15 protein-coding genes are annotated in these 23,391 nt (G+C 65.9%); 2 read left to right on the forward strand and 13 right to left on the reverse strand.

The window, feature by feature from the left end:
- Window positions 1–3,653: LysM peptidoglycan-binding domain-containing protein (locus tag NTD82_RS18310; protein ID WP_262129703.1), on the forward strand; the 3,653-nt coding region annotated here is incomplete at its 5' end.
- A 36-nt stretch (window positions 3,654–3,689) separates the two neighbouring features.
- On the opposite strand, the gene NTD82_RS18315 is transcribed toward NTD82_RS18310, so the two are convergent.
- Window positions 3,690–4,586 (reverse strand): LysR substrate-binding domain-containing protein, encoded by an 897-nt coding sequence (locus NTD82_RS18315; protein ID WP_262129704.1) that lies wholly within the window; start codon window positions 4,584–4,586, stop codon window positions 3,690–3,692.
- A gap of 153 nt (window positions 4,587–4,739) precedes the next feature.
- On the opposite strand from NTD82_RS18315, the gene NTD82_RS18320 reads away from it, so the two are divergent.
- Window positions 4,740–7,760, forward strand: a complete 3,021-nt coding sequence (locus NTD82_RS18320) for an FAD-binding and (Fe-S)-binding domain-containing protein (protein ID WP_262129714.1) — start codon at window positions 4,740–4,742, stop codon at window positions 7,758–7,760.
- A 61-nt stretch (window positions 7,761–7,821) separates the two neighbouring features.
- On the opposite strand, the gene NTD82_RS18325 is transcribed toward NTD82_RS18320, so the two are convergent.
- From NTD82_RS18325 to NTD82_RS18380, 12 genes are all read right to left on the reverse strand, one after another.
- Entirely contained in the window at window positions 7,822–8,865 is a 1,044-nt protein-coding gene (locus tag NTD82_RS18325) for a GlxA family transcriptional regulator (protein WP_262129705.1), read from the reverse strand.
- 287 nt (window positions 8,866–9,152) lie between these two features.
- The gene (locus tag NTD82_RS18330) at window positions 9,153–9,359 is read right to left on the reverse strand and encodes a DUF3079 domain-containing protein (protein ID WP_262129706.1); all 207 of its coding nucleotides are present in this window, start codon (window positions 9,357–9,359) and stop codon (window positions 9,153–9,155) included.
- 289 nt (window positions 9,360–9,648) lie between these two features.
- Window positions 9,649–12,117 (reverse strand): TonB-dependent siderophore receptor, encoded by a 2,469-nt coding sequence (locus NTD82_RS18335; protein WP_262129707.1) that lies wholly within the window; start codon window positions 12,115–12,117, stop codon window positions 9,649–9,651.
- A gap of 102 nt (window positions 12,118–12,219) precedes the next feature.
- Complete coding sequence (locus NTD82_RS18340) at window positions 12,220–13,170, reverse strand: FecR domain-containing protein (RefSeq protein WP_262129708.1); 951 nt, start codon at window positions 13,168–13,170, stop codon at window positions 12,220–12,222.
- Window positions 13,167–13,685, reverse strand: a complete 519-nt coding sequence (locus NTD82_RS18345) for a sigma-70 family RNA polymerase sigma factor (RefSeq protein WP_095156762.1) — start codon at window positions 13,683–13,685, stop codon at window positions 13,167–13,169. Before NTD82_RS18345 ends, NTD82_RS18340 begins: the two co-directional genes overlap by 4 nt.
- A 240-nt stretch (window positions 13,686–13,925) precedes the next feature.
- Entirely contained in the window at window positions 13,926–15,614 is a 1,689-nt protein-coding gene (locus NTD82_RS18350; protein WP_262129709.1) for a hydantoinase B/oxoprolinase family protein, read from the reverse strand.
- Complete coding sequence (locus tag NTD82_RS18355) at window positions 15,611–17,662, reverse strand: hydantoinase/oxoprolinase family protein (protein ID WP_262129710.1); 2,052 nt, start codon at window positions 17,660–17,662, stop codon at window positions 15,611–15,613. Before NTD82_RS18355 ends, NTD82_RS18350 begins: the two co-directional genes overlap by 4 nt.
- 55 nt (window positions 17,663–17,717) lie before the next feature.
- On the reverse strand, window positions 17,718–18,431 hold the full coding sequence (locus NTD82_RS18360) for a TorF family putative porin (protein WP_262129711.1): 714 nt from the start codon (window positions 18,429–18,431) through the stop codon (window positions 17,718–17,720).
- Between the two features lie 156 nt (window positions 18,432–18,587).
- A complete protein-coding gene (locus NTD82_RS18365) occupies window positions 18,588–19,883 on the reverse strand; it encodes a purine-cytosine permease family protein (protein ID WP_095156758.1) in 1,296 nt (431 codons plus the stop codon).
- 152 nt (window positions 19,884–20,035) lie between these two features.
- Window positions 20,036–21,811 carry an aminopeptidase P family protein gene (locus NTD82_RS18370; RefSeq protein WP_262129712.1) on the reverse strand — a complete coding sequence of 592 codons (1,776 nt, stop codon included), beginning with the start codon at window positions 21,809–21,811 and terminating at the stop codon, window positions 20,036–20,038.
- Entirely contained in the window at window positions 21,811–22,350 is a 540-nt protein-coding gene (locus NTD82_RS18375; RefSeq protein WP_262129713.1) for a peptidylprolyl isomerase, read from the reverse strand. Before NTD82_RS18375 ends, NTD82_RS18370 begins: the two co-directional genes overlap by 1 nt.
- Before the next feature lie 133 nt (window positions 22,351–22,483).
- Window positions 22,484–22,972 carry an Lrp/AsnC family transcriptional regulator gene (locus NTD82_RS18380; protein WP_095156755.1) on the reverse strand — a complete coding sequence of 163 codons (489 nt, stop codon included), beginning with the start codon at window positions 22,970–22,972 and terminating at the stop codon, window positions 22,484–22,486.
- Window positions 22,973–23,391 lie beyond the last annotated feature (419 nt).

A 23,391-nucleotide genomic window follows, 5' to 3' on the forward strand; every position in this document is an offset into this window, starting at 1 on the left:
CGACCCTGGCCAACGCCCTCGGCACCTTGCCGGGCCTGCTGGCCAGCGACAACGCCAGCGCGGCCATCCTCACGCCGGGCTTCACTTTCGCGGTGGCCGTGTCCGACGACACCCTGGTCTCGATCACCGTCACCACAAGCGATGCGCCCAACCCGATCCGCTCGCTGCTGGATGTCTGCGCGGCATTCGCCAGCCAGGGCGTCAACGTCACTGCGGCGGACCTGGGGCAAAGTCATCAGGCGCTGCCGGGGATTTTCCAGGCCAGCCAAATGATTTCCAGCACCGTGTGGGTCGCCGGCCATGACGACACGCTGGCCCACAATGGCAGCGGTCTCGACCAGGCCGCGCTGGCGGCGCTGAACACCGCCACGCTGAACCTGTTCGACATGGGCACCCTGCTGTATCTGGGGGATTTCAACGACGGTGCCGGCATCGCCGCCGATGGCGCACAGACCCTGCACCAGTTCGCCGACGCCCACGCCTGCCCGGCCGAACTGCTGTTGCAGGCCAACCCGGACCTGGCGGTGCCCGCCGACGGCGCCTTCGCCCTGCCCGGCCGGGTGGCCTGGCCGGCGCCGGACAGCGCGCTTCGTGTGCCTTACAGCGTGCAGGCCGGCGACAGCCTCGACAGCATCGCGCCGCGTTTCGACTGGGGCGTTGCCGACGCCAGCCAGGCCCTGGCCGACGCCAACCTGGACATGCCCGGCCTGATCGCCGGCGGGGTGACGTTGCTCATCGCCGTGTCCGGAGTGAGCTACAGCATCACCACCGCTAGCAGCGGCCAGAGCCTCGCCGCAACGTTGGCCCAACTCCAGCAGCAAGCTCCGGGCGCGACCCTGGCGGACCTGCTCGCCAGCATCGGCGACAACAGCAGTGCCCTGGCCAGCAATGCCCTGCTGATCTGCCCGCCAGCGCTGTTCGCCAGCGCCACCACGCCGGCGCAGATTGCCGCGCTGCTGGGAGTTTCCGCCGGGGCCTTGGCCTTGGCCAACGCCGGCACGCCGGGGTTGATCGCCGCCGGCGTCAGCCTCGCTGCGCCGCAAAGCGAGGTGCAGGTCGAGACCCAGGCCAACGACTGCCTGAACAGCCTGATCGTGCGCTTCGCCGAAGCCGGCGTGCAGGTCAACGCCCAGGTCATCGTCGAGACCCCGGCCAACCTCGATCAACCGTTGTTCGCCGCCGACGCACGGGCCCTGGTGCCACCGGCCACGGTGCGCATCAGCCTGCCGATCGGTGCGCAGGGCCCTTATCCGGGACCGTCATTCCCGCTCAGTGTCCATCTGCAACTGAGCCGTCCCGCGGCGCTGATCAACCCGGACTTCGCCGCCGACGATGACAGCGGTGTCGCCACCAGCAGCAGCCTGATCCCGGCGCCGCAGGCACCGGTGGCCGAGGATGAAGGCGGCGGCCTGGCCTTCAACGCCTTTATCGTCGCCATGCGTACCGCACTGCCGCAACTACGCATCGCCACCGGCCGCGCCCTCGAAGACAGCCGCGACCTCTGGGCCGTGGACTTCGGCCCGGCAGGCATCAGCGCCCTGACCATCGCCGGCACCACCACGGTGCCCGGCGCGGCGGGACCGCAGCCGCGCTTCTTCGCCCTGACCCCGTTGTACAAAAGCCTGGTCAGCCGCCAGGACGTACCGATCCAGGCCTTGCTGGCGGACGGCACGCTGTCCACGGCAAGCAGCGAACGCGACTTCCAGGGCATCGATGTCGAGCCGTGGGCCAGCCGCTTCCTTTCCGATGTCGACCGCATTCTCGGGGCGAGCAACGCCGCCGCGCTGTACCGCAGCGTGGACACCCGGCAGACCCTCAGCGACCTGGTGGCCGTCAAGCGCAGCCTCGCCGGCTCGATCCCCGAAGGCCTGGCAGCGGTGCTGGAAATCAGCGATCCCGACACCGTCAGCGGTCAGGCCGCGGCGGCCACCACCCTGGAGCAACAACTGGGGGTCAGCCTGTCGCGAGCCTGGAGCGCCTCGACCCTGGTGCAACTGAACCGCAGCGTGACCTCGCCGTGGCAAGACGCCGCCAGCGGCCTGCTGCCGGCCGATCTGTACGGCGGCGTCCAGGTCACCAGCGGCGGCGAAGACCGCTCGTGGAGCATGAGCGCGGGCAAGTGCTGGCTGACCGACTTCTCGCCCTTCATCACCTTGCTGCTGACCGAATCCGACCCGGCCACCCACCGCGCGGTCACCGCCAACATGGCCTTCGGCATCACCGACATGGAGCGCAATATCAGCACCGCCGGCCTGCCCGATGGCTATGCCGCCTCGCAGTGGCTGACCTTCGTGCCGCCATTGGGTGGCGCCAACCTGCCGGCTGCGCTGACCACCCACCTGGGCGAAGTCTCGGTGCCGATCCCGCTGCGCAACTTCCCGGCGTTGCCGGTGATCGTCGAGCAGCGCGCCACGGCCACCGCGCTCAGCCCCGAGTTGCGGCAGAACCTGCGCAGCCAGCGCCTGCGCGCCAACCTGCGGGTAGACAGCCCGGCCACCCTGGCGAGCATGCCGCTGTGGGATCACCGCTTTACCTACTCCCACGAACACGCCGAACAGGACGATGTCAGCCTGACCTTCCGCTACAACCTGCGCCCGGGCCAGCAAATGCTCCTTGCCACCAGTGACGAAGACCTGTTCGTGCAATTGGCGCGCTATGTGGCAGTGGCCGATCCGCTCTGGGAAATCCTCGGCGCCCTGCCCGACACCGGGCCACTGACGCCGACCCAGAGCAATGCCGCGGATACCTTGCGCGACCTCGCCAGCGCCGTGGCCGGCAAATGGACCGAGCGCCTGGTCAGCACGCCGAACACCCTGGCGCAGAGCGGCGACAGCGACCAGTTCAGCTTCCAGGCGCGGGTAACCGACCGCGACGGTCCGGAGGTCGGCAGCCGTGAAGTCGCCAGCCTGAGCCTGACCGCCGCCAGCGCCGACATCGGCCCGGACGGCAACTGGCCAGAGGTCGCCGCCCTCACCGCGGCGGGCCTGAGTGTCACCTTGCTGCGCGAGGAGGTTTCGGCGACGGAGTCGCTGTACCGGGTGCCGGACGATGCCCAGGTGCCGGCATCCTGGCCCACCTTCAGCCTGAGTTTCGTCGGCCTCAACGTGGCTCGCTGGCAGAACGCGACCGGCTCGATACTGGTCCGGCGCAACCAGAAACTGCTCGGTGCCGACGGCCCCGCGACCAACCCGGCGTTCGTCTTCCAGACCGACCGGGTGGAAGCCGCCAGCGTCGCAACGCCGTTCAACGCCTGGGACCAGCGCGTGCCGCTGAGCACTACACCGACCACCGTCAGCGCCGCGCTACAAACCGCGTTCGACACCCTGTTCAGTGCCGCCGCCAGCGCGGGTGAACTGAGCGTCACCCTCGGCGTGGCCTATGCCTATGAACTGGCAACCGACCCGGAGGACCCGAGCCACGGGCTGGTCAGCGAGACTCCGGTGTACCTGTATCCCAACCAGATTCTCGATGATGGGACGGCGGGTAACCTGCAGACAGCGGTGGACACCTGGTATGGGCAGGTCAACCCGCAACGTGAAGGGGGTGAGTGGCTGTTCTCGCTGACCTTGTATTCATCACTGGAAGAGGATCAGCGGCCACTGTTGTCGATTGCCAACCTGTATTTGCCGTTGGTGCTGGATCAGGATCGGTGAGGTGATTGGCGACCGGGCGCTGGTTTTTCAGCGCCCTCAAACCCGCATATCCGGCTCTTCCAGCAACCACCCCCGAAACGCTTCCAGCGCCGGCAGCGACTGGTTGCGCGGCGGGTACACCAGGTAATAGCTGCGGGCGCTGGCATAGGGCTGCACCGGGATGGCGAGCGTGCCGTCGGCCAGTTCATCGGTGATGAGGATCCGCGGCACCAGGCCGATGCCGATATCCGCGCGCACGGCCTGGATCAGGTGCGAAGTCAGTTCAAAACTCGGGCCCAGGCGCATGGCCTGATGGGCCAGGCCATGGTGGGTGAACCAGTCGCCCCAGGCATGCGGGTTGTTGGCGACGCTAAGCAACGGCTGACGGCTGATCGCCTCGGGCGTCCACACCTCGCGAGAGGCCGCCAGCGCCGGTGACAGGATCACCACCAGTTCCTCGGCGTGCAGCCGGTGGCAGATCAGCCCCGGCTGGTCGCCGCTGGCAACGACGATGGCGGCGTCGATGCCGCTGGTGGCGAAGTCCACCGGTTCGATCCGGGAATTGATGTGCACCAGCACTTCGGGGTGGCGGCGATAGAATTCGTGCAGCCGCGGCAGCAGCCATTTCGAGCCGAAGGTCGGCAGCGTCGCCAGGCGCAGGTTGCCACCGCCAGCCTGGTGGGCGATGGCATGCAGGGTGGCGCTGCGGATCCGGCCCAGGGCCTCACTGATCTCGCGCTGATAGAGCCGTCCCACCTCGGTGAGCTTGACCGTGCGGCCTTCGCGGCGAAACAGGATGACCCCCAGTTGCTGCTCCAAGGCCTGGACCTGGCGGCTGACCGCGCTCTGGGTCAGGGACAATTCCACCGCCGCGCGGGTGTAGCTTTCATGCCGGGCCGCGGCCTCGAATGCCAGGAGCAGCGACATCGACGGGGTCAAGTTTCGGTAATTCATTCATAAAACTCATCAAAGGCCGCGCCATTATCCGTTTGTGCGCCGCGCAAGACTCGGGAATCATTGGCATCATCCACTACCTGACGACGTACTGACCATACCTTGATGTCAGGTATTCATGATTAGCCCGACCTATAAAGAGGCCATCCCGTGATGATCGCCCAACTGCCGGTGAGCGCACCCGCCACCGACTACACCGCGTTTCTCGATGCCCTGCGCGCCGCCGGTTTCCGTGGCCAGTTCAGCACCGACTACGGCACCCGCACCGTGCTCGCCACCGACAACTCCATCTACCAGCGCCTGCCCCAGGCCGCGGTGTTCCCGCTGGACGCCGACGACGTGGCGCGGGTCGCCACGCTGATGGCCGAGCCGCGCTTCCAGCAGATCAAGCTGACCCCGCGCGGCGGCGGCACCGGCACCAACGGCCAGTCGCTGACTGACGGCATCGTCGTCGACCTGTCGCGGCACATGAACAGCATCCTCGAAATCAACGTCGAGGAACGCTGGGTACGGGTCCAGGCCGGGGTGGTCAAGGACCAGCTCAATGCCGCGCTGAAACCCCATGGGCTGTTCTTCGCCCCGGAGCTGTCCACCTCCAACCGCGCCACCGTCGGCGGCATGATCAACACCGACGCCAGCGGCCAGGGCAGTTGCACCTACGGCAAGACCCGCGACCACGTGCTGGAGCTGCACAGCGTGCTGCTCGGCGGCGAGCGCCTGCACAGCTTGCCGATCGATGACGCCGCGCTGGACGCCGCCTGCGCCCTGCCCGGCCGGGTCGGCGAGGTCTACCGCATGGCCCGCGAGATCCAGGAAACCCAGGGCGAGCTGATCGAAAGCACCTTCCCCAAACTGAACCGCTGCCTGACCGGCTACGACCTCGCGCACCTGCGCGACGCCGCCGGCCTGTTCAACCTCAACAGCGTGCTGTGCGGCGCCGAGGGTTCGCTGGGCTATGTGGTCGAGGCCAAGCTCAATGTGCTGCCGATCCCGAAATACGCGGTGCTGGTCAACGTCCGCTACGTCAGCTTCATGGACGCCCTGCGCGACGCCAATGCGCTGATGGCGCACAAGCCGCTGTCGATCGAGACGGTGGACTCGCGGGTGCTGATGCTGGCGATGCAGGACATCGTCTGGCACAGCGTCGCCGAATACTTCCCGGCCGACCCGGAGAAGCCGACCCTGGGCATCAACCTGGTGGAGTTCTGCGGCAATCAGCCGGACGAGGTCAACGCCCGGGTCGCCGCCTTTATCGACCACCTGCAGGCCGACCGCAGCGTCGAGCGCCTCGGCCACACTTTGGCCGAAGGTTCCGCCGCGGTGACCAAGGTCTACACCATGCGCAAGCGCTCGGTGGGGTTGCTCGGCAACGTCGAGGGTGAAGTGCGCCCGCAGCCGTTCGTGGAAGACACTGCGGTGCCGCCGGAGCAACTGGCCGACTACATCACCGAGTTCCGCGCCCTGCTCGACGGCTACGGCCTGACCTACGGCATGTTCGGCCACGTCGATGCCGGCGTGCTCCACGTGCGCCCGGCGCTGGACATGAAAGACCCGGCCCAGGCTGCGCTGGTCAAACCTATTTCCGATGCCGTGGCCGCGCTGACCCAGCGCTACGGCGGCCTGCTCTGGGGCGAGCACGGCAAGGGCCTGCGTTCGGAATACGTGCCGGCCTACTTCGGCGCGCTGTACCCGTCGCTGCAACGCCTCAAAGGCGCCTTCGACCCGCACAACCAGCTCAACCCCGGCAAGATCTGCACCCCGCCGGACAGCGCCGAGGGCCTGATCAAGGTTAACGAAGCGCCGCTGCGTGGCGAGCACGACCGGCAGATCGACGAGCGTGTCTGGCAAAGCTACGCCAGCGCGGTGCACTGCAACGGCAACGGCGCCTGCTACAACTTCGACCCCGACGACGCCATGTGCCCGTCGTGGAAAGCCACCCGCGAACGCCGTCACTCGCCCAAGGGCCGCGCCTCGCTGATCCGCGAATGGCTGCGCCTGCAGGGCGCGGCCAATATCGACGTGCTGGCCGCAGCGCAAAACAAGGCGTCCTGGCTCAAGGGCCTGCCGCAACGCCTGCGCAATAGCCGCGCCCAGCAACGCGGCCAGGCCGATTTCTCGCATGAGGTCTACGACGCCATGGCCGGCTGTCTGGCGTGCAAGTCCTGCGCGGGGCAGTGCCCGATCAAGGTCAACGTGCCGGACTTCCGTTCGCGCTTCCTCGAGCTGTACCACAAGCGTTATCAACGTCCGCTGCGCGACTACCTGATCGGCTCGCTGGAGTTCACCATTCCGTACCTGGCCCACGCGCCGGGGCTGTACAACGCGGTGATGGGCTCGAAATGGGTGAGCAAGCTGCTGGCGGACCAGATCGGCATGGTCGACAGCCCGCTGATCAGCCGCTTCAACTTCCAGGCCACCCTGACCCGCTGCAACGTCCGCGCCGCCAGCGTACCGGCCCTGCGCGAACTGACCCCGGCACAGCGCGAGCGCAGCATCGTGCTGGTCCAGGACGCCTTCACCCGCTACTTCGAAACGCCGCTGCTGGCGTCGTTCATCGACCTCGCCCACCGCCTCGGCCACCGCGTATTCCTCGCCCCGTACAGCGCCAACGGCAAGCCGCTGCACGTGCAAGGCTTCCTTGGCGCCTTCGCCAAAGCGGCGATCCGCAACGGCACCCAGCTCAAGGCCCTGGCCGACTGCGGCGTGCCGCTGGTGGGCCTGGACCCGGCGATGACCCTGGTCTATCGCCAGGAATACCAGAAAGTCCCCGGCCTGGAAGGCTGCCCGAACGTGCTGTTGCCGCAGGAATGGCTGATGGATGTGCTGCCCGAGCACGTCGGCGGCAAGACGGCCAACTTCCGCCTGATGGCCCACTGCACCGAGAAGACCAACGTACCGGCCAGCACCAAACAGTGGGAGCAAGTGTTCGCGCGCCTGGGCCTGAAACTGGCGACCGAAGCGACGGGCTGCTGCGGGATGTCTGGCACCTATGGTCATGAAGCGCGTAATCAGGAAACCTCGAAGACCATTTTCGAGCAGTCCTGGGCCGGCAAGCTGGAGAAGGAAGGCGAGCCGCTGGCGACCGGGTATTCGTGCCGTAGCCAGGTCAAGCGACTGGCGGACAAGCAGTTGCGTCATCCGCTGGAGGTGGTGTTGCAGTATGTGATTGGTTAAAGGCGGCACTCCGCTTGCCGGCGATGGGGCCGTCAGCAACACCCGCAATTCTGCCCCTCGCTCACTTCACCTCGTCCACCTTCTTGCCCTTCACCAGCCCATGGCGAAGCTCCTTCGACGGCCCGTAGCCGTAGAACGACGCATAGCACTTGCTGAAGTGGCTGGGCGAGACGAAGCCGCAAGCCAGGGCGACCTCGATCAGTTGCAGGTCGGAATGCTGCAACAGTCGCCGGCTTTCGGTGATGCGCAGTTCCAGGTAATAGCGTACGGGCGTGGTGCCGAGCTGGGTCATGAACAACCGGCCGATCTGCCGTTTCGAACGGCCGACGTAATGGGCCAGTTGATCCTGGCTCAGGGGCTCTTCGATGTTGGCGCTCATCAGGTTGATGGCTTCGCGCAGCGGCTCGCTCATTTTCTCGTGCAGGGTCGGTCGCGCTCGGCGGTAGCGGGACTCCTCGAAGGCGAGGATATCGACGATGGCGTCGACCATGCCACGGCCATGCAAGGTGTTGATCCACTCCAGCACCATGTGGAACGCCCCCGCCGGGCTGGCGGCGGTGAGGCGGTCGCGGTCGACCATGTAGCTTTCGCTGGTGACCTGGCTGTCCCTGGCGATCTCGGCGACGGCGCCGCGGTGTTCGGGGTGTACGGCGCAGCGGTGGCCATCGAGCAGCCCGGCCTGGCCGAGGAACCACGCGCCATTCCACAGGCCGGCCAGCGCCACCTGCTTTTCGGCGGCACGCTGGAGGATCTGGGTCAGTTCCGGGATCGGCTTGAGCACCGTGCGCAAGCCGCCGCACACCACCAACAGATCCAGATCGTCCAGGCTCGCGGCATTCAACGGGGCGTCCGGGCAGATCACCAACCCCAGGTCGCTGACACGAGAACCGCCATCGAGGGTAAAGGTGCGGGTGGTGAAGGATGCCGCCTGGATCAGGTTGGCGGTCACCAGGGTATCGAGGGCCTGGGTGAAGGCCGGCAGGGAAAAATGCTCGAGCAGGATAAAACCGACCCGGCCCTGGGCGATGGCCGGTTGCCCTTTCTCGCCCGTGAAGCGCAGGTTGGAGCCCTGCAGGGCATCACTGAAATGCCTTCTTTCAACCACGTCGCGGCCTCATTCGATCTTGTTCTGGTGTGACCGGAGAAGTGGCGGAAACCGCAACGCCGGCGTGCATCGTTGGCATGATGCACGCCGGCGCGGCGCTTATCCAACAGCCATTGTGGGATTTTTCGTCAGGTTGTCGCCCGTACGCGACGGCGCTGCAAGACCTGGCGGGATAGCCGGTCGAGCAGCAGGGCCACGGCGATGACGAAAGGGCTGGAAGTGTGCAGCGCGGGATGATCGCCCAGGGGCCGATCTACGCCATCACCCGCGCCTGTAAAGATCGGGTTTCAGGGCGACGGGCTCTCGTCGCCGGCGTCCGATGGCGGCAACCCCCAATCGCCCTGCTCATGCCAGTCGTCACCGAAGGTCTCGGCCGGGTGCATGGTGCGGTCGGCGCCATTGCCGCAATCGAGCTTACTGGCGGCGCAGTAGCGGTCGCACCCCCAGCAGACTCGCTCGGGGTGTTTGGGGTTGAGGGGAAAGGGTTTGGCCATGGGGACGCCTCCTGTTCCGGGCTTGGCGATACACCACGCTAACCCGCGCTGACCGCGAGGGTCTTGATCCGGGTCAAGCGCGTCTTGATGCTTCGTTGCGGAATGCCTGGAGTTTCTTCGACGCCTCGGCGTCCGGGCGCACGGAAAACAGCGGGGCCATGCGCGCCTTTGCAGGCGCCGAAGTGGGAATGGCGAGGTGTTGGGACAGGTGGATCTGAGACGATCTTGTTCATGTGAAGCGCTCGAGGAAACCGGCGCGCCCGAAGGCGCCCCCCCCCCGGCACCCTCGTTAGAACTGCGGTGTGTACTTCACGGTGACCATGAAATTACGCGGGTCGCCGTAGTAGTTGTTGGCGTTCAACTGGCTGTAGGCCGGGAGGTAATAGACCTTGTCGAACAGGTTGTTGAGGTTGAGGGCCAGGGCGATTTCGTCGTTGACCTTGTAGCCCAGGCGGGCGCTCCACACCGAGAAGCCTGGCTGGTCGAACTTGCGGTCGTTGCTGATGGTGCTGCTTTGGGTGTTGACCCCGCCGCCGACGCTGAACTGCTTGTACGCGTCCGGCAAGGTGTAGTCGGCCCACAGGCGCACCGTGTGCTTGGGCGTCCAGGTGCTGAAGACTTTGTCCTGGTAAGTGGCGTCTTCAAGGAACTTGGTGGTGTTGTAGGTGTAGCTGGCGCTGGCTTGCAGACCGGCCAGCACTTCGCCGCTGATTTCCGCTTCGAGGCCCTGGCTGCGGACCTTGCCGGAGGCTTCCGAGCAGCTCGAGCCGTTGCACTGGCCGGTGGTGTTGGGGATGGTCACGGCGCGGTTTTCGTTGTCGTAGCGGAACAGTGCGATGGCAGTATTGAGCCGGCCCTCGAGCAACTCGCCCTTGAGGCCCAGCTCGTAGTTGCTGCCGGTGATCGGCTCCAGGGTGGAGCCGCCCATTCCCAGCGCACTCTGTGGAATGAACACGTCGGCATAGCTGGCATAGGCCGACCACTCGGGGTTCAACGCATAGATCAGGCCGGCATAGGGCGTGACCACGCCGTTGTTGGCCTTGGGGCTGCTGGTGTCATAACTGAAGACGTTGCGGTTGTAGATTTTGGCGCTGTAGTCGTAGGAATACCAACTGGTGCGCCCGCCCAGCACCAGGGTCAGCGGATCGGCCAGCTTGACCCGCCAGGTGCCGTAGATGCCTTTCTGGACGATTTCGTAGTTGCTGTCGGTCCGCGTGCCGGCGGCCGCCAGGCTGTCGTAATCCTGCCAGGGCAAGTGGTTGTCGAGGTTGAAGATGTTCGCCCCGGCGCTGATGACCCGGGCCATGGTGTCGTCGCTGGTGAGCCTGGAATAGTTGGCGCCGAGCACGACTTCCTGGTCGAACCCCAAGCCGTTGTAGTCGCCGCTGACGAAGATGTCGGCACCGCGGTTCTGCGATTCGAAGTCGGTCGCGTACTGCCAGTTGCTCAACGCACTACCGTCAGGCAGCACGCCGCCCTGGCCATCCTGGAAGGCCACGGTATAGGCGTAGGTCATTTTGTTGTGCTCATTGATCGCGGTGACCGCGGCCTTGAGCCTCCAGTGATCGTTGAAACGGTGTTCGAGATCGGCATACAGCGCGCTTTGCTCGATCATGCCGCGGTTCCAGTCGGAGCCGGTGTAGGTCGAGCGCGACAGCTCGATATCACCGCCATCACGGTAGCGTGGCAGGCCGGCGACCATTGGCCGGAAGTGGGAGGTGCGGTTGCTCACGCCGATGCCGAAGGTGGTGTCTTCTGACAGGTCGACGTCGAGGGCCGCATAGACCTTCTGGTCCCAACTGTTGACGTAGTCGATGAACGAGCCGCTGGTGTCGTAGTCGACCACCGCCCGCCCGCGCACGGTGCCCGCCTCGTTCAGCGGGCCGCCGACATCCACCTGGCTGGCGTAGTGATCCCAGGATCCGGCCTGGCCGGTGAGGGTCACGGTCGGTTTGGCCTGGCCGCGCTTGCGCACGAAGTTGACCGCACCGCCGGGGCTGTTGGCCCCCTGCAACAACGCGGCGCCGCCGCGGATGATTTCCACCCGGTCATAGAAGGCGGTGGATTCGTTGAGGTAGCTGCCCAGGGCATAGACGCCGCGGGTCAGCGGCACGCCGTCGTACTGCATCGCTTCGATTTCGAAACCACGGGAGGAAATGAAGCCACCGGTGCCCGGACTTTTCGAGAAGACCATGCCAGGAGCATTGGCGAACAGGTCCGGCAGGTTGGTGATGTTCTGGTCGTCCATGCGCTGGCGGGTCATGACGCTGACGGTCTGCGGGATGTCCTTGAGCTTGTGCTCGCTCTTGCCGATGGTCACCGCGCCGGTGGTGTAGGAACCGGTGTTCTCGGTGGTGGTGCCGAGGGCCTGTCCGGTGATGCTGGTCGCCCCCAGTTCAATTGAGCCGTCGCCACGACCGCCGGCCACCAGCAGGTAGACGCCGCTGCTCTGGCGCACGGCCTGCAAACCGCTGCCGGCCAACAGGCTGGCGAAGCCGCTGGCGATGCTGTGCTCACCGCGCAGCCCCGGCGAACGGCGACCCTGGGTGCTGGCGCCATCGAATGACAACACCACACCGGAAACACTGGCGAAGCGGCTCAGGGCCTCGGTCAGCGGACCCGGCGCGATGTCGTAGGCGCGGGTCTGCACGCTGCCCGCCTGCTCGGCGAGCGCAACCGCCGGCAGCGCGAGCACGCCGCCCAATGCCAGGTGGATCGCCAGGGCCAAGGCCGTCTGTGGTCGATGTTTCACACGCATGTTTCCTTCCCCAAAAACACTCAGTTAGCAGATGGGGAACAGAGCCGATTGAGCGCGGGCAAAAGTGCACGCCCGCGCAAAGTATTTTTTTGCCGCGGGGTTTCAGCCGCGCGGCATTACCGTGACCCAGTAGCGGGTGCGGCGCTGTACGGTCAGCGGGAAGGCGCTTTGCAATGCGGTCAACGCGAGGTCGGTGTCGGTCACCGGGAAGGCGCCGGAAATCTTCATGCCTGCCACCGCCGGGTCGCAGTGCAGGATGCCGGGGCGATAGCGGGACAACTGGGCGAGCAGCTCGCCCAGCGGCTGGTCGATGGCGATCAGGCTGCCGTCCTGCCAGGCGGCGACCGAGGCATCGTTATCGCGTACCGCGCCGATGCCCGCCGGGCTGAACACCACACGCTGACCGGCTTCCAGGCGCACCTGCCGGGCGCTCGCGGCCGACACCTGCACGGCCTTGTCCAACACCGCCACTTCACTGCCGCGCTCATCGACGCTGACGGTGAAGCGAGTGCCAAGGGCCAACACCCGACCGTGGCGGGTGTCGACCATGAACGGTCGCGCCGCGGCATCGCTGGCGGTCTCCACCAGAATCTGCCCGCGGCGCAATACCAGCCGGCGTTGCTGCCCGTCGAATTGCACGTCCACGGCGCTGTCGGTGTCGAGCAGCAGGCGGCTGCCGTCCGCCAGTTGCACGGTTCGACGCTCGCCCACGGCGCTGCGCTGGTCGGCCATCCATTCGCGGCGCGTGTCGCTGCGCCAGCCCAGCGAGGCGAACACCCCGCCGCCGAGCAACAGCGCCAGGCCGTACAGCACTTGCCGCCGGACCTGGCCGGCGCCCAGCAAGGTCGACGACGCCAGCCGGCGCGGCAGGCCCGCGAAATCGCTGCTTACCGCTTGCATGCGTTGCCAGGCCAGTTGATGGAGGGGGTCGCTGTCGTGCCAGCGCTGCCACTGCGCCTGTTGTTCGGCGCTGGTGCTGCCCGATGAAAGTTGCACATACCAGCGGGCAGCATCGCGGATGGCTTCGCGCTGGGCGGGTGTCGGCGCGCTCACTCGTCGGCCTCCCATTGCATCAGGCAGACATGCTCCATGGCCTTGGCCATGTAGTTGTTCACCGAGCGCAGGGAAATCCCCAATTGGCGCGAGATCTGCGCGTAGGCCAGGCCGTCGACTTGGGACAGGATGAACACCTGGCGCACTTTGGCCCCCAGCCCGGACAGAATCCGATCCAGCGCCACCAGCGTCTCGAACAGGATCGCCTGCGCCTCGGAACTGGGCACCTGGCCGGTGGGCAGGCTGGCCAGGGTTTCCAGGTAGGCCTGCTCCAGCGAGCGGCGGCGGAACTGATCGATCATCAGGCCCTTGGCTACGGTGGTCAGGTAATGCCGGGGTTCGAGGATATCCAGCGCGGTACGCGCCTTGATCACTTTGACGAAAGTGTCCTGCACCAGGTCGGCCGCATCGCTGTGGCTGCCCATGCGCTTGTGCAGCCAGCCGCGCAGCCAGGAACTGTGTTCAACGTAGAGCACGCCGACGGCGGCGCTCAGGGCGGGTGAATCGGCCGACATGGCGGACGTCTCAAATGGGAATTGATTTCATTATTATTATTTGTTTGCGAAAGATTTCGCAACAGCGCATGACGGTATGAAGACCATGAGGCGCCTGTCAGGAAACCGGGTAGTGGCGACCAAATACTGGAAGGGCGCTTTTCTGCGCGCTCAAGATCGAGCGCCGCGCGGGCGGCGCTGGATCTCATGGGCGCGGAAGGTCTGACGGCATGACCCCGCCTCCAGCCGGGCCCCCTTAACTCATCCGGCCAGCACCGCCATCTGCCCCGGATAATCCCGCCGCGCCTGCTCCAGCGAGATATACCCGGCCCGAATATCCGCGCGGATCGCCTCGACGTTGCGCTCCGCCGCCGGCCCCCAGCCGCCGCCGTTGGCCGTCACCAGCCGCAGCAGATCGCCCTGCTCCAGTGCCACCCGGTTGGCGCGGCTGAAGCGCTGTTTCTGGCCGTCCGTGCGGATGACTTCGGCAAAGTTGCAAGAGCCCTCTCCTCCACCATCGATCCCCCACGGCGGGGTGATGCCGCGGCCGAAGAAGGTCGAGATCCATGCTTTGCGCGAGAGGATCCGGTAGTCCAGGCGCACGCCGCGCCCACCGGTGTGGCGCCCGGCGCCGCCGTCCTGGTCGTGGAAACCGTAGTGCTCCACCAGCACTTCGTAGCAGCGCTCGGTCAGTTCCACCGGGATGTTGCTGGTTTCGCCGTTGCCCACACAGAACTGGCCGCTCTCGCCGTCCTTGTCGTGGCCGGCGCCCCAGCCGCCCACCAGCGGCTGCACCAGCAGGTATTCCTCGTTGGTGTGCGAATCGCGGCCGTTCAGCACCATCGAACACACCGAGCCGAGCTGTCCGGCGATCAGCCGGTCCGGCAGCGCCACGGCCAGGGCGCGGCGCACCACGTCGGCGGCGGTGACCATGGATTCGAAGTATGCCGACACCGGCGCCGGGCGCTGCGCGGTGCAGATGGTTCCCGGCGGGCAGATCACTTCGATGGGCCGGAAGCAGCCGGCATTGGCCGGGATGCCGGGGCGCACGACGCCCATGAACACTTCGCGCACCGCCGACTGCAAGCCGCACAGGGTGTTGTTGATCGGCCCCTGGGCTTGCAGGCTGGAACCGGTGAAGTCGGCGACGAAGCGCCCTTCGCCAATTTCGACCCGCACCTTGACGGTGAACGGTCCGTTGCCCAGGCCATCTTCGTCGATCACGTCTTCAGCATGGAACACACCTTTGGGCAGACCCTTGAACGCCGCCAGCACCATGGACTCGCCGTGTTCGAGCAGGCGTTCGATGGCCTCCAGGGTGGTGGTTTCGCCGTACTTGCCGACGATGGACAACAGGCGCCGTTCGCCCACCCGCAAGGCGGCGGCGCAGGCGTGCAGGTCGCCGAGGGTCATCTGCGGCAGGCGCACGTTGGCGGCGATGATGTCCACCAGCGCCTGGTTGATGCGGCCCTGATCGTAGATGCGCACGGTGGGAAATTGCAGGCCCTCCTGGTAGATCTCCGAGGCGTCGGCGCTGAAGCTGCCGGGGTCCTTGCCGCCGACTTCGGTCCAGTGCGCCTTGTTCGCGGTCCAGGCCAGCAGGCGGCCTTCGTGGAACACCGGCATGATCATCGACACGTCCGACAGGTGCGTGCCGCCACCGGCATAGGGGTCGTTGGTGATGAACATGTCGCCGGGACGGATCTCGGCCAGCGGGAATTTGTCGAGCACGCTGCGCACGGCGCCGTCGAGGGTGCCGATGAAACCCGGGATGCCGTTGCCCTGGGAGATCAGTTGGCCGCGAGCGTCGGTCAGGCCGATGCCGTAGTCCAGCGCCTCGTAGATGATCGGGCTCATGCTGGTGCGCTTGAGCGCCAGGAACATTTCTTCGCCGATGGCCACCAGGGCGTTCTTGATGATTTCGCGGGTGAACGGATTGGCCGTGCTCATGGCGCCAGCTCCTGGACGTTGATGTGGATGTGAAGACCGCCGTAAGCATCGACTTCCAGCCGCTCGGCCGGGCCCATGACGGTGGTGGTGGTGGCTTCTTCGATGATTGCCGGGCCGTCGATGCGCATGCCGTGGAGCAAGGCCGAGCGCCGGTACAGCGGCGTCTCCAGCGGTTGCCCCGGTTCGAACTCGACGCGGCGATGACCGAACAGCGCCACGGCGGCCGACGGCTCGTCGGTGCGGCCAATGGGGTTCATCGGTGACTTCGGCACCGCGCCGAACGCCACCAGGTGCAGGTTGACCACTTCGATCGGCAGGTCGAGGCGGAAGGTGTAGGCCTGTTCGTGTTGGGTGTGGAAGCGTTCGAGGATCGCCTCCAGTTCAAGGCCGTCGAGCATCACCTTGACCGTGTGCTCCTGACCGCTGTAGCGGGCGTCGATATGCCATTCGAAACGCAGGGTGTCGCCGGCCATGCCGTCTTTGCCGAACTCGGCCACGGCCTCGCCCTGAAGGCGTTCGAAGGCAGCGGCGAGGCCAGCCAGGCGCGCGTCGTCGAGGCCTTGCAGGTAGGTCTGGATATAGTCGCGGCGGGCGTCGAGCATCAGCATGCCCCAGGCCGAAAATACCCCGGCGAACGGCGGGATGATCACCTTCGGAATGCCCAGTTCGGTGGCGAGGGCGCAAGCATGCAACGCGCCGCCGCCGCCGAAGGCCATCAGCGCGAAGTCGCGGGGATCGTGACCACGGTTGACGGAAATCAGCTTCAGCGCGTTGACCATGTTGGCGTTGGCGATCTGCAACACGCCATGAGCCAGCAGGCCCGGCGACACGCCAATCTGCTCGCCCAGCCGGGCGAAGGCGCGCTCCACGGCGTCGAGGTCGGGGGTGATATGGCCGCCGGCGAAGTCGTCCGGGTTGATCCGCCCGGTGTAGAGGTTGGCGTCGGTGGTAGTCGGCGCCTGGCCGCCACGGCCGTAAGCCACCGGGCCGGGCCGCGAGCCTGCGCTTTGCGGGCCGACACGCAGGCTGCCGGCGGCGTCGATCCAGGCCTGGCTACCGCCGCCGTTGCCGATTTCAACGATGTCCACCACCGGGGTCATGATCGGGTAGCCGGCGCTGACCGCGTCTTTCTCGATCACGTAATCATTGCTGATCTCCACCTTGCCCTGGTGGATCAGCGAGCACTTGGCGGTGGTGCCGCCGATGTCCAACGCCAGCAACTGGCGTTCGCCAATCAGCTCGCCATAGGCCTGGGCGCCGAGCATGCCACCGACCGGGCCGGATTCCACCAGGCTGATGGGGTCCTGGCGCGCGGCGCGGACCGGCGAGATACCGCCGTTGGATTTCATGATGAACGGCTCGGGCCGCAGGCCGCGTTCGCCAAGGTGCCGGGACAGGTTGTCGAGGTAGTCGCGGGTGGCCGGCATCACATAGGCCGAGAGCACGGTAGTGTTGGTTCGCTCGTATTCACGCAGCGCGCGGCTGACCTGGTGCGAAGCGATCACGGCCACCTGCGGCCAGTGCGCCTGCACCGCGGCCATCAGTTGCTGCTCGTGTCGCGGGTTGCAGTAGGCGTGCAGCAGGCAGATGGCGATGGCCTCGACGCCCTCCTCGCGCAGGCGGTCGAGCATCGACGGCAGCGGATCGAGGTCCAGCGGCGTGAGCACGTCGCCGTGGTGGTTGAGGCGCTCGCTGACTTCGAGGCGCAGGTGGCGCGGCACGAAGGGCGGCGGCTTCTGGTAGCGGGTGTTGAAAATGTCCGGGGTGTTGCCGCGGGCGATTTCCAGCACATCACGGAAACCGCGGGTGGTGATGAGCGCGGTCTTGACGCCCTTGCGCTCGGTCAGGGTGTTGATCACCACGGTGGAGCCGTGGGCGAAGAAACTGATGTCGCGGTAGTCGACCCCGCTCTTGGCCACCGCATCGAGCAGGCCCTGTTCGAACTGCGGCGCGGTGGTGTCGGCCTTGACGGCGTTGATCACGCCGTCCTGCAGGTACACCAGGTCAGTGAAGGTGCCACCGATATCGGTAGCCACACGGATTGTCATAAGTCCTCCGGCAGTGCTGCAAAAGCCGGCAGCCCACGGGCCGCCGGGGCTGTTCTCAGAATGTGTGGGAAACCGCGAAGATCAGGCGGCCATCGTTGCGCAGGTATTCACCGTCGTTGTAGAAGCGCCCGGACAGGTCGGTGTCGACCCAGCTCAGCTTGGTGTCGATGGGGCCGAAACTGCGCTTGAGGGCGATTTCCCAGGTGGTGTATTCGTGGCCGCCGGTCTCGTCGCGGCGGCGGTAGTAATCGCCATAAGCGTGCCCGGCGAGGAAGGTCAGGTTCACGTCCAGCGGCAGGTTGAAGGTGTAGTCGGCGGCAACGTAGCGCGAGGCCCGAGACGAGCTGATCAAGTCGGGGGTGTAGTAGAAATAGCTGTTGAAATTGCCGTAGCCGAGGCTGGCGCCGACCTCGGTGTAGTTGATGTTGTAATTCGTCGAGGGGAACGAGTAGTAGTAGCCGATCACCCCATAGCGCAGGCCGTTCTCCAGTTGGCCGTTGTAGCCGCCGTAGAAATCCCATTCGATTTTGGCGCCGTCATCGTAGGGATCGCCGCTCTTGAAACTGTCGGTGCTCGACGCCCAGGTGCCGATAAAGGCGCCACTGTCGCCGGTCCAGTCCAGGCTCAGGCTCAAGGCGGGTTTGTTGCCGGAGTAGCCGATGCCGCGGGTCTGGTATTCGCTGGTCAGGGCCAGGGTGCTGGAGATGTCGGCGTGAGCGAAGCCGGCGCATCCGAGGGTGCTCAGCAAGACGAAGGAAATGCGTTTCAAAGGATCTGCTCCTGAACTTCTTGAGGTTGTTATTGGCGTTGGGTTGGCAGAAAAAAGGTCGAATCAGGCCGCTAAACGTTGTTATGGGCATCTCGCGGGCATGGCTTCGCCCGCCGGGGAAAAATCCCCGGAATCAGCACGCTTGCAGGTCGGGTGTCAGCGGCTCGGGTGCGAGGCCGGCGCCAGGTTCACGGGAGCGAAGCGGTACAGCAGCAGGTAGGCGAGCAGCGCCACCAGCAGCGAATCCACGGTGGGTTGCGAGGTCAAGGTCCAGCCCTCGAACGAGGTCATCCAGGCGATCCCGCTGGCCAGCGCCCAGCTCGCCAGCGCCGGCCAGCCGAAGGCTTTCGAGCGGGCCAGCTCATCGAGGTCATAACGCTGCCGGCGCACCACGAAGAAGTCGGCCACGTAGATGCTCGCCAGCGGTGGAATGACGATGCTCAGGGTCATGATGAAATCGAGGAAGTGACTCATGAAACCGCCCACCGCCAGCGCCGTTGCCACCAGGCTGCCGGCCAGGGTGAGCTTCCAGCTCGCGGCGCGGTTGACCGTGGCCAGGGTCAAGGTCGCCGAATACAGGTTGGCGGTGTTGGTGATCCAGGTGGAGAACACCAGTACCGCGAGGGCCGGCAGCAGCACGCCGAGGGCCGCCATGACCAGCATGATTTCCGACTGGCCGGTGATGATCGACAGCACCCCGCCCACGCTCAGCACGAAGGGAAAGCCCAGCGCCATGCCGAGAATGGCGATCAGCGCGTCCTTTTCCGTGCGGGCGTAGCGGGTGAAGTCGGGCATCAGCACCGGGGTCAGGATCACCATGCCGATGGTGCTGGCGATCACCAGTGCCAGGCTGTCGCCCGCGCCGGCGAAGCCCGTCAGTTGCCCCGGCGCGGTGCGCTGCAGGCCCAGGTACAAGGCGAACAACATGAACGCCGCCATCAGCGGCACCGACCAGATCGACAGCCGGTCCAGGCCGCGCAAGCCATAAATGGCCATCAGCGTCATCAGCACGCTGCCCCAGACGCAGTGCAACCACGCCGGGGTGACGATGCCCCAGGCACTCTGCAGTGCGCTGGCCACCGTGCTGCCGAATATATCCGCGGTGGCGGCGTAGAAGCCCAGCAGGGTCACCGCCATGGTCAGGTTGATCAGCTTGGCGCCGTGGCGACCGAAGGAGAACTGCAACACCATGTAGGTGCTCAGGCGAGTCCGCACGCCCACCAGCGCCGTCAGCGCGCAGAGCACCCCGAGCAGCCCGCACACACCGATGAACACCGCCAGCGCGGCGGAAAAACCGACTTTCTGGGTCACGTCCGCGCCCAGCCAGAACACCGGCAAGGTCATGCCGATGCCCAGGGTAATCAGCGCCAGCCCGACCCCGGAGACGGTTTCGGACTGGGGGACGGGCCGTCGATCGTAGCCCTCGGGAATCACTTCTTCATTGCTGCTCATGCTCGCCTCTAGACCGGCTGTGGTTCTCTCCCGAGTACGGGATGAACCGATTATTGGAATTGTGTCAGGCGCTCGCGAACGCAGGAAACATGTTGCCAGCCCGGCGGCGCGCTAACTGCGCTTTTGCCGGGCCGTGGAAAAACAATCGGCGGTTATCGGCCCTCAAACGGCAAATTGTTCACGCCGGTCTGCCGCGCCAGCCAGGCGCCGACCTCGGGCTCCAGCAACGGGCTCAGGCTGGTGTGGACCTGGCGGTGATAGTCGTCCAGCCACTGCGCCTCGGCCTGCGTGAGCATGGCGCGGTCGATCAGCTCGACGGCCAGCGGCGCCAGGGTCAGCACCCGGAACGCCAGGAATCCCGGATGCGCCTCGCACTCGACCACCTCGTAGAGGTTTTCGATGCGGATGCCCAACTCACCGTCCAGATACACCCCGGGCTCGATCGAGGTGACCATGCCGACCTGCAAGGCCACGTCGCTGGCGTGGGGCGCGATGCGCTGCGGGCCTTCGTGAACATGAAGATAACTGCCGACCCCATGTCCGGTGCCATGGGCATAATCCAGGCCCTCGCGCCACAACGCCTGGCGCGCCACGCTGTCCAGGCGCTGGCCGCTGGTGCCGGCGGGAAAGCGGCAACTGGCCAAGGCAATATGCGCCTTCAACACCGTGGTGTAGAGAAAGCATTGGCGACCGCTGGGCGGACTGCACGCCAGCACCCGCGTCACGTCAGTAGTGCCCTGCGGGTACTGGCCGCCGGAATCGATCAGCAGCAGTTCGCCCCAGGCCAGCTTCGCCGCCCTCCCCGGCTTCGGCAGGTAATGCGGCTGCGCGCCATTGGCGCCGGCGGCGGCAATGGTGTCGAAGCTCACGCCACGGTAGTCGGCATGCAATGAGCGCCAGCGCTCCAGCGATTCCACCACCGACAGCTCGCTCTGCCCGCGAAAGCGCTCGCAACGGCAGTGGAACTCATAGAGAAACCGGCACAGCGCCACGCCATCGATGCGGTGCGCCTCGCGCATGCCGCGCAGTTCGGCGGGCTGCTTGCAGGCGCGCTGGAGCAGCAGCGGGTTCGGCGACTCGTGAAGAACGCAGTCCGCCTGCTGGAACTGGCGGTACACAGCGGCGGTGCAGGATTGCCGGTCGATCCACAGCTTTTGCCCGGCGCGCCGGGCAATGGCCGGGTACAGACTGTCCGGCGACTGCACACTCACTGTCGCGGGCAAGCCGTTGTCCGGCAGTTGCAGGCGCTCAGGCTCGATGAACCATTCCAGCCGACCCTCGGCGTCAAGCACGCCGCAACTGAGCGGCAGCGGCGCGATGGCGATGTCCTGTCCACGGACGTTGAGCAGCCAGGCCAGCATGTCCGGCGCCGGCAGCCACAAAGCGTCGCAACCGGCCTCGCGAAGGGCGACCGCCAATCGCTCCAGCTTGGCCTCGGCGGTCATCCCCGCGTGTTCAAGCGCCCAGGCAACCACCGGGCTATCGGGCGCTGCGGGCCGATAACGCCAGCACGCCTCCACGGGGTTTTCCGTCAGCTCCTGCCAGTGCAAGCCGGCCTGCCGTGCCAGCGCCTGCCAGCGCGTGCATTCGTCGATGCTGTGCAACCGCGCATCACACGCGACGCGCGCACCCGCCGCCAATTGTCCGCGCAACCAGGCAAACAGCTCGCCATCGTCCAGCGCAATCACTTCGAAGTGCTTGCCACATTCCTGCCGCGCCTGGCGGGTGTAGCGACCGTCCACCAGCAGCGCCGCCGCGGAAGCAGTAACCACCGCCAGCCCGACGCTGCCGGTAAAACCGCTCAACCAGTGCAGACGCTCATCGGCGGGCGCCAGGTCTTCATTGAGGAACGCATCGCTGCGCGGCACCAGAAAGGCGTCGATACGCCGCCGGGCCAACTCGCCGCGCAACAGCTCAAGGCGCTCCATCACAAGCTCCGCGTCTGGCGGAACGCCCGAAGAATGGCGATTTCCTCGTCGGCCGCGAGATATTCCTGGGCCCCCGCGCTCGCCCAGATCGCCTCCACCACGTCCATCCCCGCGCACACCTGGCCAAACGCGGCGAAGCCCAGCCCATCGGGATGACGCGCACCGCCGTGATCGAAATGCGGCTGATCGCCGATGCACACGAAGAAGTCGCCCTCGGCGCTGTCAGCAGCCTCCCGCCCCAGCGACAAGGTGCCGTGACGGTGGCTCAAACCCGTCTGCACGGTGGTTTCCAGGGCAATCATCGGCAGGTTGTCCGCCGCCAGCGGCCGCGTGCCGCCATGGATCACGCTGATTCGCACCGGATCCTCGGCCTGCTGGTTGTCCGGGTTGACGATCCGGAAGATGCTGCTGCCGTCGTAGCGACCACTGTCCACATAGGCCAGGAAGTTCGCCACGGACAGCGGCGCACACTCAGCGAACAACTCGACGGTAAAGGCCCCGAGGGCGGTTTCCAGGGTGACGAACACAGAGGCGGACATCGCGGTTCTCCTTTGGGAAAAGACCGCTATTGTCCGTAGCCGCGACAATGCAAAAGGTCGAGTTGCCGCCCGTGGACGGCAGTTGCTGCGGGATATGCGCGGGTTTAGCGCAGATTGTGCAGGCGCAGCGAACTCACTCGCGCCAGATCAGGTTTTCCAGCGGGTAGCCGGCAAACCACTTGGTCTTGTCGAGGATGATGTTGCTGCTGATCTTGAGGATGTTGGGGTTCTCGTCCAACAGTTGCTCGCAGAGGGTGTTGAAATCCGCCACGGTGGAACAGGTCGCCAGCGCGATGTAATCGTACTCGCCATCGACCTTCAGGCAGTCCACCAACTCCCGGCGCTTGGCGACGAACCGCTCGAACTGCACCCGCAAGTGCCCGGCGTGGTCGCGCAGGCTGAACATCACGTAGGCCATGACATTGATGCAAATGGCGTCAAGATCGATGGAGGCCATGTAGGCCCGGATGTAACCGGCGTCTTCCAGCGCCTTGGTCCGTTGCAGACAAGCACTGGGCGACAGGTTGACCTTCTCCGCCAGCTCCAGGTTGCTGATGCGTGCGTTGTTCTGCAGGTTTTCCAGGATCGCCCGGTTGATGCGATCCAGCTTCACTTTTTTCATGCTGCCCCTGTGGTCATTCCAGGTTACCCCGGCGGGCGGGGTAAGAATTTGTGTCAGATTGGCACAGGGGCGGGGTTCTGAACAGATTGCGATTGGCGGCTCGGCCCTGCGTCCGTGTCGTTGCACGCCCTCTCCGGGGCTTGCTATCGCAGCGGCGCCCCACACTTCCCCTTTTCCAAAACCCAACTTGCGCAATCAGGGATTTATCCCCGCCTCGTCTGTTCTTACTCTGGCGCCAGGCAATCCAAGAACAACAACAACAAGGTCCGATGCCATGCACTGCTCTCGCCGAGACCGCGTTCCATAAGCGCGGCTTGCTGACAGGCTGCCCCGCGCTAATGCCTGTCAGTCAAATCAATTGCGGCCCTTGGCGCGGCACCCCGCCCCCACACCCGCGGCGGGGTTTTTGGGGGCGCGGT

Origin of the sequence: Pseudomonas sp. 5P_5.1_Bac1, from assembly GCF_025466015.1 — a bacterium.
Lineage (GTDB): Bacteria > Pseudomonadota > Gammaproteobacteria > Pseudomonadales > Pseudomonadaceae > Aquipseudomonas.